Source organism: uncultured Gimesia sp. (assembly GCF_937910335.1).
Taxonomy (GTDB): Bacteria; Planctomycetota; Planctomycetia; order Planctomycetales; family Planctomycetaceae; genus Gimesia.
The window spans coordinates 1-10649 of record NZ_CALEMX010000351.1; the positions used below are offsets into that span (position 1 = coordinate 1).

The 10649-nt window shown below is 46.7% G+C and carries 8 protein-coding genes and 1 pseudogene; 2 read left to right on the top strand and 7 right to left on the bottom strand.

Features of this window, described 5'->3' with window-relative positions; translation table 11 throughout:
- The 4 genes and pseudogenes from Q0668_RS14170 to Q0668_RS14185 form a co-directional block, all read right to left on the bottom strand.
- A pseudogene (locus tag Q0668_RS14170) lies at positions 1-1760 on the bottom strand (hypothetical protein); the annotation flags it as partial.
- Between the two features lie 289 nt (positions 1761-2049).
- On the bottom strand, positions 2050-2979 hold the full coding sequence (locus Q0668_RS14175; protein WP_298865807.1) for a diadenylate cyclase: 930 nt from the start codon (positions 2977-2979) through the stop codon (positions 2050-2052).
- Positions 2980-3355: 376 nt separating this feature from the next.
- Positions 3356-4234, bottom strand: a complete 879-nt coding sequence (locus Q0668_RS14180) for a DUF6263 family protein (protein ID WP_298865808.1) — start codon at positions 4232-4234, stop codon at positions 3356-3358.
- Between the two features lie 122 nt (positions 4235-4356).
- On the bottom strand, positions 4357-5217 hold the full coding sequence (locus tag Q0668_RS14185) for an NAD(+)/NADH kinase (protein ID WP_298865809.1): 861 nt from the start codon (positions 5215-5217) through the stop codon (positions 4357-4359).
- A gap of 285 nt (positions 5218-5502) precedes the next feature.
- Between Q0668_RS14185 and Q0668_RS14190 the strand changes: the two genes are divergently transcribed.
- Together Q0668_RS14190 and Q0668_RS14195 are read left to right on the top strand one after the other, a co-directional pair.
- Positions 5503-6156 (top strand): hypothetical protein, encoded by a 654-nt coding sequence (locus Q0668_RS14190; protein ID WP_298865810.1) that lies wholly within the window; start codon positions 5503-5505, stop codon positions 6154-6156.
- A gap of 26 nt (positions 6157-6182) precedes the next feature.
- The gene (locus tag Q0668_RS14195) at positions 6183-7025 is read left to right on the top strand and encodes a sugar phosphate isomerase/epimerase (RefSeq protein ID WP_298865811.1); all 843 of its coding nucleotides are present in this window, start codon (positions 6183-6185) and stop codon (positions 7023-7025) included.
- Between the two features lie 74 nt (positions 7026-7099).
- Here the strand turns inward: Q0668_RS14195 and glmM are convergent, their stop codons facing one another.
- The 3 genes from glmM to Q0668_RS14210 all read right to left on the bottom strand — a co-directional run bounded on the left by glmM (position 7100) and on the right by Q0668_RS14210 (position 10337).
- Positions 7100-8449, bottom strand: a complete 1350-nt coding sequence (gene glmM / locus Q0668_RS14200) for a phosphoglucosamine mutase (protein ID WP_298865813.1) — start codon at positions 8447-8449, stop codon at positions 7100-7102.
- A gap of 115 nt (positions 8450-8564) precedes the next feature.
- On the bottom strand, positions 8565-9251 hold the full coding sequence (locus Q0668_RS14205; protein ID WP_298865815.1) for a lysophospholipid acyltransferase family protein: 687 nt from the start codon (positions 9249-9251) through the stop codon (positions 8565-8567).
- Between the two features lie 12 nt (positions 9252-9263).
- Positions 9264-10337: a sialidase family protein gene (locus Q0668_RS14210; RefSeq protein WP_298865817.1), complete on the bottom strand. Its 1074-nt coding sequence runs from the start codon at positions 10335-10337 to the stop codon at positions 9264-9266.
- Positions 10338-10649: the final 312 nt, after the last annotated feature.

Here is a 10649-nt window from a genome sequence, read left to right on the forward strand (position 1 = left end):
ATTTCACCTGGCTTGACTGCTGCTGGCCGATCAGTTTTGATGGTAAGTTGGGGAGCAGTGATTTTGGTTTCCGCTCCCACTTTGGTGACAAAATTAACTGTTGCCACACTGCCGATCTGGCCTGCTGCTTCAGGTATGACTCGAATTGATATTTTCTTTTCCGTGCCCGGATCCATCGTACCCAGGCGCCAGATAATTCGGTCATTCATTTGTTCTGCCCGGGGAATGGTACCGGTCAGCTTGGCGCCTTGCGGGATGCGATCTTCGACAACCACTTCCTGAGCAGAAGTTGTCCCCGTATTTTTTACGAGTACCTGATAAATGAAAGGCTGGCCTAGTACAGCTTCGGGAGGGGCCAATTTTTGAATCGTCATTTTCGGTGACTGAATTTTCTGTTGAATATTTGGCTTAACCGATGCCTGTAATTCTGGCTGTTGACTCTCAACGAGACTTAATGCCTTCGGTTCAGGTGTCGGAGTAATTTCGATAGGCTGTGCTGTTGTCTTACTGGAAACAGCAGGTTGGTTTTTGAGGTTAAAAAGCAAAGGTTCTTTGGGGCTAGGATCCGCTTTCCGTTTTTTGATCACAACGACATCTGAAGAATTATTTGCTGAAACAGGTTGTTGGATAGTTTTCTTCTCAATAGTAGAGGGGAAAGGATTCACACTTGGTTTCGCGGAATCACCCGTGAACGCAGTCGGTTTTTTCTCTTTATTTTCCGTGATGATTGGCAAAGGCTTGGCAGCCGAGGGCTTGGCTTCAAAAGCGGAGCCTTTTTTTGCAACAGGATCATTTTCGAAGGGGTTGAATTCTGGTTCGATTGCGGGGGCCGGCGTTTGTGTTGCCGGCAATGCAGGTCGCTTTGTCGTCTCAGCTTTTGAGGGAGTAGCCTGAAACGGGTTTTCTTCGATTGAGGGAGTGTCAGGAACAGTTGGTGTTTTAATCTCAAACGGCGAATCGTTGGATTCGAGTGTTTGAGCGGGGGAATTGACTTCAAATCCAGGACGCTTCACAGCTTTTGGTAGCTCGTCACTAAACGCGAGTTGATCTGGCGCAGGTACCAGTGAAGGTTGAGTCGGTTTTGTTTTTACCGAGTCAAATGGATTGGCAGGTTTTGTTTCGTTTGTAATTATCTCGCGCGGTGGAATCGATGTTTTTGTATAACCCTTCATGCGAGCTGGGTCTGAAGTTAGGGGAGCGCCAAATTGCGGTCCTGCTTTAAATTCAGTTTGCGCGATGCCTGTTGACTCGCTCTTCGCTGGTTCTGCAGTTGGCTTCTTGACGGAATCCGAAAACGGATTTTCAGCAAGACGGGGTGCTTTCGTCTCAGGCGTGCTTCGAAAATCCAGACCTTTCACAGGTGCATCGAGACGATCTTTTATCGCCGTGGGTTCTTTTGTTGCCCCTGTGAGTCGAATTTTTGGAGTGGTATTTTTTCTATTCGGAGTAAAAGGAATTTCAGCATCTTTTTTTATGGGTGCGGCATCGAGGGCTGTCAATTCAGATAGCTCTGCGGGAACCTGATCGAGTGGGATGACTTTTGAATCCGCTTTGGGTTCCCGTTGGGATGGTACACCGGACAGATCTGCTGTCATGCCCAGAGAACCTGAATTCAAATCAGCTTCCTTCTGGATTTCCAATTGACTGAGTTGTTTATCAATCTCGCCCGTTTGCATTCCTTTTTGGGCCTGCAGAAACATCAATACCCCGAGACCGACTACTCCAGAAACGGCGATGAGTTTGATCGCTACATTCGACATGGGACTCCCTTCCCGCTGAACAAGCTCTTTAAGTGACACAGACTATATTTGCCGCTATCAAGAGTCGGAGAAATTCAGTTTTGACAGATGAATTTCACAGACGATATTGATAGCTTTTTAACACCGTTTTTGGGTGCAAAAAATATTCGACGAAGCCGAATAGCACATTGTGTGGCAGCTTAATAGCAAATATTACAATTTATGGAAAGAGAATATTTGGAGAATTCTTCGTATCTGCTTATAAAAGTAGATGATAGGTTCGCTGGATGCCTGGAAAAATCAGCTGATTTTATTCCGATTGAGGCGGTTCAGTATCAAAATCAAACCACTTCATAGCACTACTCATAGGTTCAATCCGAAGCACTACATAGCCATCCTGAAAAATCCGCACGGTGCCCGTTGATTCTGAGACAGCAATGGCAATGGCGCCCGTTTCTTTGGAAATCGCAGCCGCGGCCCAGTGCCGGGATCCTAAACCTTTCGAAAGTGTCAAGCCTTCAGCCGAGGCGTTCAAAATACGGCCCGCCGACTGAACAATCCCATCAGAGCTGATAATAAATGCTCCATCGATTTGAGCAAGTTCTTTCATGCTTTCCTTGACGCGGGGATTACTCACCACGCGGTCTTTTTGGGAATAGCCTTTAAACGGGTCATGAACCTGTTCGTGACTCAGTGTTAAGACTTTACGATGGTTTCCTACTGCAAATAAGGCACCGACCGGTTTTCCCTCCCGACCTTCACGACCGATTTCTACTGCCAGATCGACAACGGTTCTTAATGTCTGCAAAGGAACTTTGGTCTCAAGTCGCTGTAAATCTCGCGAAGTCAGTTTTGCCAGATGATCTGCCAGGCTGACAATGCTTAATGAATCTGCGTGCTCTCGCTCAAATCCGGCATAAAGTGCAATAATGCGGTCACCAGAAGCAAGGATTTCATCCGCGATCGCTTCCAGAATGGCCTGGCTGATTTGAACCTGCCTGGTTTGTGGCTCGTGAATTAAAGGGACCAGGTCAATTCCATCTTCCTGAGCGGCACGCTGGACATCAGGTTTATCGGATGAGACAACCAGCCGCAGTTTTCCAAGTGACTTCTTGAGTTCCATAAAGTCATAGGGAATATCGGCCAACAGGAAGACAACTTCAATCTCACAATCACTGGCCAGTCGCTTGGCCGCTTTTAACAAGCTCATTAATTGTTGAGAAAGTTCAACCCGTTTCATATCCACTCTCAATTGAAACTGTAATAGTTAATAATCCCTTTTCCAGACATTGACCGTACCACTTCACGCGTCAGACCCTTTCGTCTTGCAGATAAACTTTCCCCTGTGAAAAGTCAGAAAGAAGCCTGGATGTTCAGTGGGCGTTCACCTGTTGGCACTTGAAGCGGGAGAATTAATGGAAAAGACAGTGTGCAAGAACCTGCATACATTTACGCAGACACCTCAGTGTAAAATAATTGTAGTCAGCGTCAACAGATAAGCTCTTGCCAGCCTTTAAAAAAGTGATTCCAATCTCAAAACTGATTGGAAAGAAAGAGGTCTGCTTTGTCAAAACGGTATGAGCTGAAATTTGGTGAGCGATTTGAGGTAAGATTGATTATTTTGAATCAGTGTTTGTATCTGTCTTAGCGATGGTTGCGGGGTCCACCAGTGACTCCACTCGAGAGGTAATCGCACGCATTGCTCCCTGGCCGTCGAAGATTCCGATTTGTGCTTTATCAGATGAGACATCCTGTGAAATGATAACTCCGCGTTCGATGTCCAGTTTGATCGACCCGGAAGGTGTTTTTTGTATCAGTTGGAGCCCGATTTTGGGGTCATTCTGGCGTTTCAGGACATTTGTTTTGAACTTAATGACCGCAATCTGATCTTCCATGGATTCCAATGTAAAGGTCCGGCGAATGGGGACTTTTTTCCTTAATGTTTTACCAACCGACACTTCGACATCATATTCTTCCTTCCAGCTGTCACCAATTTTGACCTTGTTTTCAGGAAGCGGGATCATAAATCCCTGGTTTTGTGCATCAGGCTTCTCTTCTTTAGAAACAACTTTCCCCAGGGGAGAGTAGATAATTCGAGAAGCATTGCCGATCGACTTGCGAATAGGTTCAAATTGTTTCAGGTCTTTTTCTATGGGTTGTTTAGAATCGAAGGTGGCAGCCGCCTGGTCATCAAGCTTCACACTCATCTGCACACGGTCAATCATAGTTTCCAGTGTGCCATTTCCCTTCTCGTCGACCCAGATCACACGATAGTGTTTTAAAGTATTCGTGTTATTGACCGTAGTCACCTTGGCCTGATTCTTTTCAACAACCATTTTGTTCTTTGAATCGACATCGTAATGCACAAATTCGTTAGCGGTGAATTTATATCTCAAGATATATTCAGTGGCGTCCTCTTCCGCAAAAGTGGCCGCTGGAACTACTGTCAACAAACTCAGAACAAATGAAAGCACACAGTACGCAAAAGGACGCATTGGGGACTCCTTCCCTCATAAAATGGTTGCTAATTCTCCATAACCTCGGGTGAGATTAGCACATCGATGAATTTATGGGGAGGGCATTTTTGCAAGAGATCGAGAAAAATAGCTCGAACTGACTACTCAGCACCATATTTCGGCTGACCACCCCAGCCCAGTTTCCGATTGAGCCTGGAATAATAGTTAAAACCGGGGATTCGCGCGAGTTTAAATGTGACCGAAGCTTTGGTGATTTCCAGGCGATCGCCAGAAGAATACGGAACTTTGATTTGTCCATCGATCACCAGCATCGCTCCATCTGGTACATTGGCGGCGGTTAAAGAATAGAGGCCGTCAGCTTTATCAACGAGTGGCCGATTCGAAGGAGTATGTGGGCAAATCGGCGTGATGACAAACGCCTGCAGGTCTTGCTTCAGAATGGGACCTCCAGCAGACAGACTATGAGCGGTAGAGCCTACAGGAGTGCTGATGATGAGGCCGTCTCCGCTATACGTTGTTACCAGCTCGTTATCGATGGCCAGTTCCACATCAAGCATCGACATCGCACCTGCCGAACTGATCACAACTTCATTCAGACCCAGGTAGGATTTTGATGTTCCATCTGATAGAAAATGCTTGCATTCAAACATCAGGTGTTCGACGATTCGGTATTTTCGTTCCAGAATCAACGCGAAATTTTTGCAGAATCCTTCGGGGGTTAAATCGGCTAGAAATCCCAATCGTCCCAGATTGATGCCGATCATAGGCAGTTGCTTGAGTCCCATCTGACGACAGGCCCGCAATATCGCACCATCTCCTCCCAACACAACAACCAGGTCGGCCTCAGACTCAGTTGGGCAAAAGTCCTCAATGACGGAGACCGACGAGACGTATACAGAAGATTGTGCTTGAATGTAGTTGTTGATTTGCTCCCAGGCCGACTGGATATGCGGACTATGATCGCGTAGCAGGAACATTAAATTTAAAGGTGAATCAGACATATTCCTCTTTCAGCACGGAATCAATAATAGATGTATGCAGCGATGTGTCAGGCATTATACGCATACTTCAGAGTGTATCCAATGTTATGACCTGGGTTCTACATCAGGACGGGACAGATTTGTGAATGAAAACAGAGGAATCCTTGCAGATAGACTGGAAATCAGGTAGATCCCATTGGAATGTGAGGCAACCTTATCCTCTCCAACTGTGATTTTGAATCCAGATCAGCTACGATTGAATCTCCTCAGTGTTATTGTTCAGTTTATCATTGATAAAGCGTTTTCATGAATTATTTTGCGCATGGAATGCGGTTCGTTGATCGGCCTTATTTTATGGCGGGAACGGCCCTTCCCGATTTATTATCGGTTGTGGATCGTCGTGTCCGACTCAAGATGAAAAATGTCGTCCCCTTGACGCAGGACGAATCATCAATCCATGCCGAAATTGCCTCCGGAATCAAACAGCATTTGGACGATGATCATTGGTTCCATTCCACTCAGGGGTTTCTGGAAGTCAGCACCGATCTCTCTATTTTGTTTCGTAATATTTTTGCAAACGATGAGTACGCACGGGTTGGATTTTTAGGGCATATCGTGACAGAATTGCTATTAGATGGCGTTTTAATCCAGCAAAACCCAACCCTGATTGACCAATATTATGAGGCGTTCAACCAGATTGATCCGCAGGAAATCGAAGCCGCCACAAATCGGATGGCGACTCAGCAAACCGATCAGTTGAAGCGCTGGCTCGTACGATTTCATAAAGAAGGTTTTTTAAGAGACTACCTTGTTCCACAAAGAATGTTGGTACGCTTGAATCAAGTGATGAAACGAGTCAAACTACAACCATTACCAGAGGAAACGATTTCAATTTTAATAACAGGCCGAGAGATCGTGGAAAATCGTATTACCGATTTATTGCCGCCTGAACATTTTTAATTTCAATTGATTGAAAGACTATCACAATGAAGTACGGCTTAAATATGCTGCTTTGGACGTCAGATGTAAATGAGTCTCATTTTGGTCTGCTCGAACAGATTAAAGATTGGGGTTACGATGGCGTTGAGTTACCCGTTTTCGAAGCAGATGAAAAGAAATTTTCACAAGTAGGAGACAAGCTGAAAGAATTAGGCCTCGGTTGTACGGCAGTCACCGTTTGCACGCCCGATGAAAACCCCATCTCCAGTGATGCGAAAATTCGTGAAGCCGGATTGACGCGATTGAAACAGATGATCGATATGTGTGCCGCTTCCGGAGCCACACACCTGTGTGGACCAATCCACTCTGCCCTCGGAGAATTCAGTGGCGCCGGACGAACTGCCGACGAATGGAACTATGGCAAAGATACACTGGCAAAAGCAGCCGATCATGCACAGCAGAATGGCGTCATGCTCGTCTGCGAATATCTGAATCGTTTTGAATGTTATTTCCTGAATAGCGCTGAAGATTGTTCTCAGTTTACACGCGAGGTCAATCACCCGAATCTGAAAATGATGTATGACTCGTTTCATGCCAACATTGAAGAGAAAAGCATTACCTCTGCCGTAAAAGCATGTGCCGATCAGATGGTGCATGTGCACATCTCAGAAAATGACCGCTCGACTCCCGGCGAAGGTGGAGTGAATTGGGACGAAACGTTTGCCGCTCTCAAAGAAGTGAATTATGATGGCTGGTTGATGATTGAAGCATTCGGACTGGCATTGCCCGAGTTAGCAGCTGCCACCCGCATCTGGCGCAAAATGTTTCCCACAGAAGAACATCTGGCAACCAAAGGTTTGGAATTCATGAAGACCCGTTGGGAAGGCTGAATTCCACACGCTGATGGCAAAATTTAAAAAAGAGTAAATATCTTCAGTGATATTTACTCTTTTTTTACGATGATTCAGGAGACAGCCTCGGAAACAATCTTCATCGCTTCCGCACAAAGTTCCTGAGCTTCTGTCTCTTGAGGCGCTTCGGAAATGACGCGAATGATCGGTTCCGTGTTACTAGCTCGCACTTGAACCCAGCGGTCATCCCAGTCAAGTCGCAGACCATCCCCTTTGGATGCACTCGCCGTATCAAAATGTGTTTCCAATGCATCACAGGCAGCCTCAACCTGTTCCCGGGGGCAAGTAATCTTATCTTTCACAATACTGTATTGGGGTAATGAATCAGCCCATTCACTCAATGTTTGACCAGACGCTGCCAGACCAGCCAGAACATAAGCCATGCTGACATAACTGTCACGCACATAGCCGACGCTAGGTTCAATGACTCCCCCATTGCCCTCGCCCCCAATAATGGCAGATTCCTGTTTCATTTTGGCACAGACATGGGCTTCTCCTACATAGGAACGGAAGAAGGGACAGTTGTATTTGGCGGCAATATCTGCAGTAACCCGGCTGGTAGAACCATTGACGACAATCGGTCCCGGAGTTCGCGCCAGAACATAATCAGCGCCCAATGCTAACGTGAGTTCTTCTCCAATAAAGCGGCCGTTTTCATCTACAATCGCTAAACGGTCAGCATCGGGGTCTTGTGCAAAGCCGGCATCCGCATTGTGTTTGATCACTTCATCGCACAGGGATGTCAGATTTTCTTTGAGAGGTTCCGGAGTATGAGCAAATTGACCATCCGCCGTTCCCCCCAGGACGACGACTTCACAACCAAGTTCTTCTAGTAATCGCGGTGTCGCCACGCCACCGGAACCATGATTGCAATCCAGGACCACTTTGAATTTACGTTGCTGTATTTTAGGGACATCGACTAATTTTAAAACGCGCGCGATATGCGGCCCCGCTACATCATCATAGATTTCGAGCGTACCGAGTTGATCCCAGGGAACATAGTTAAACGTTTCGTTGTTGAGTACATCCAGTAACTGTTCCCCTTGCGACTGATTATACACCGAACCTTCCGCAGAAAAGGGCTTCAATCCGTTCCACGGAATCGGATTGTGGCTCGCAGTAATTTGAATGCCACCCGCTGCTTTAAGGTGAGTCACCAGAACGCCACAAGTAGGAGTCGTGGCAATCCCGGCATCAATCACGCGGCAGCCAGTCGCAATCAGGCCGGCTACAACGGCATGACGCACCATTTCTCCACTGCCCCGCCCATCCCGTGATACAACGATAGTCCCTTGATTTGCCAATGTACCAACGGCTGCGGCAAATCGTGTTAAATATTCGGGCGTTAATCCATTACCTACAACGCCCCGCAACCCGGAAATACTGAGAATCCGTTCCGACATGGGTTTTACCTGCTCTGAAAGAATATGTGTGTGACTTGCGTTTTAAAACGAGTGCTCATTTGGGGAAAACCATAGTAAAGGCAGTCTGAAATGGCAATGCCGACTCAGAGAGAATTCAGTCGCTTGAATCAGGGTTTAGCCATTCTTCCGCTTGTCGTTGGCATTCGGCAACACGTTGATGCGTCAGCTGGAGCAATTCTTTTTCCGCGTCTCTGTCATAATATTCCTGAATTTCTGACCTGGTAATCGGCGTGCCGAATACCACTCGAACCGGCTTTGGTCGCAGAAAAGAAGCACCACGGGGTAATGCTCGTAACGCACCGGCGATCCCAATCGGATAGATGGCACTGTCAGTTCGCTTCAATAATGCAAGAAATCCAGGCTTAAATCGCTCGACTGTCCCAACGGTCGTCCGCGTTCCTTCAGGGAAAATGCCAACGAAATTGTGATGTTCTAGATTATCAATCGCTGTGCGAATACTTTGGGAACTGGTTGCCCGGCGACTGATGGGGATGACAAATTGATAACGCATAAAAGGCCCCAGGATCGGGATGCGAAACAGAGAATCGCGGGCCATAAAACTCACAGGACGTTTCAGGGGCAGACAAATCAGTAAGGGATCCAGAAAACTCTGATGATTACTCACCAGTAAGCCCCCCTCCTCTACCGGTAGATTTTCTTTACCCTTTGACTGATAACGCAACCAGAGCGCAAAGAAAACCTGCAGAATCCACTGAAACACAATCCATGTAATGTTTCTGTAATTCTTGCGAATAGAAGAAATGGGGTTTGATTCAGTCAACGACTCCGCCCCTCAATCAATCTCTTTGAGTTCCAGTTGAGCGGGATCAAGGACAACATGTTTCACCAGTTCTCGTTTCCATGTATACGTGATATGAACTTTTCCATCAGAGGTTTGGATCACAGCCGGATAAGAATACTCGCCTTTCTGATCTTCCAGAACCAATCCGGTTTTCCAATTTTTTCCATCAGAGGAAAGGGCCACATGTAATGGACTGCGCCCTTTTGTAGTCGGATTATATACCAGAAGCGACCGACCATCTTTTAAAGTGACCGCATCCGTACCGCTGTTCGGATTAGGCAGAGATGTCTCAGTCACCTCGCTCCACGAACGGCCGTTATCGTCTGACCAGGCCTCCACAATTTTACCGACCCGACGACTCCGACACAGAATCTGCAATCGATCACCATACCGCAACACAGAAGGTTGAATCGCGCCCAGCTTATGTCCATCATTCAATGGTCCGGTTCTATGCCAGGTTTTACCCAGGTCGGGCGTCCATTCCATCTGAAGTTGCCAGCCATCGTGTTCCGTACTAGCCGGGCATAACAGGGTTCCATCGGAAAGCAGAAATGGTTTGTTCTTGACGGGTCCCACAAAACCATCAGGTAAACGACGCGGTTTCCCCCAGGTCGTACCGTGATCATGAGAGATTTTCAGCATCCCCCACCATTCACTTGGATTAGGCCCGACTTTATAAAATAGCAGCAACGTTCCCGGCTTGGTCTGGAATAAAACGGGATTCCAGCAAGGCCAACGGTGGCTCGCATCTTTAACGCCGTTAGCGACACTCGTCAGCTCAGACCATCCGTTTCCGTTATTTCGCGAAAACCAGATTTCCACGTCCTTATTCTTTTCGGCAGTCCCACCAAAAAAAGCACACACGAGACCTTCGGGAGTTTCCGCTATCGTCGAGGCATGACAGGAAGGAAAAGGAGCCTCTTTGTAAATAAATTCCTGCATGACCAGTCCTGGCTGTTGTTGAGTGCTTCCTTCGGGAGCTTTGCCCAGTAAAAATGTTCCGTTACAAAAACCGAAGTACAGCGGCAGCATCAGCAGTGTTTTCATGCACAGAAAGCGACTCATATTTGGACCTTTTCAACAGGGCTTCAATTACAGGTGTCAATTGACGGCATATCCTTCAAGAGAGCATCCATTGTAGAAAAGTGAGAATGCCAGTGAAAATCAAAACTGCATAAAAGCGAAAAATGGATTCAGATTAAGCGCAAATCAGCTATCCGTACTATTTTTCGGGAATGTGCAGTTCAATCAAGAGAGATACACGGGCGAATTGTTTTTTACATTCAACATCGATAGGATGGCTGATTAATCTGAGGCCCTTTGATTCTCATCTGATCCTCAGTCGATTTTGCCTCGTTTGTAACTCATTTCGGATCA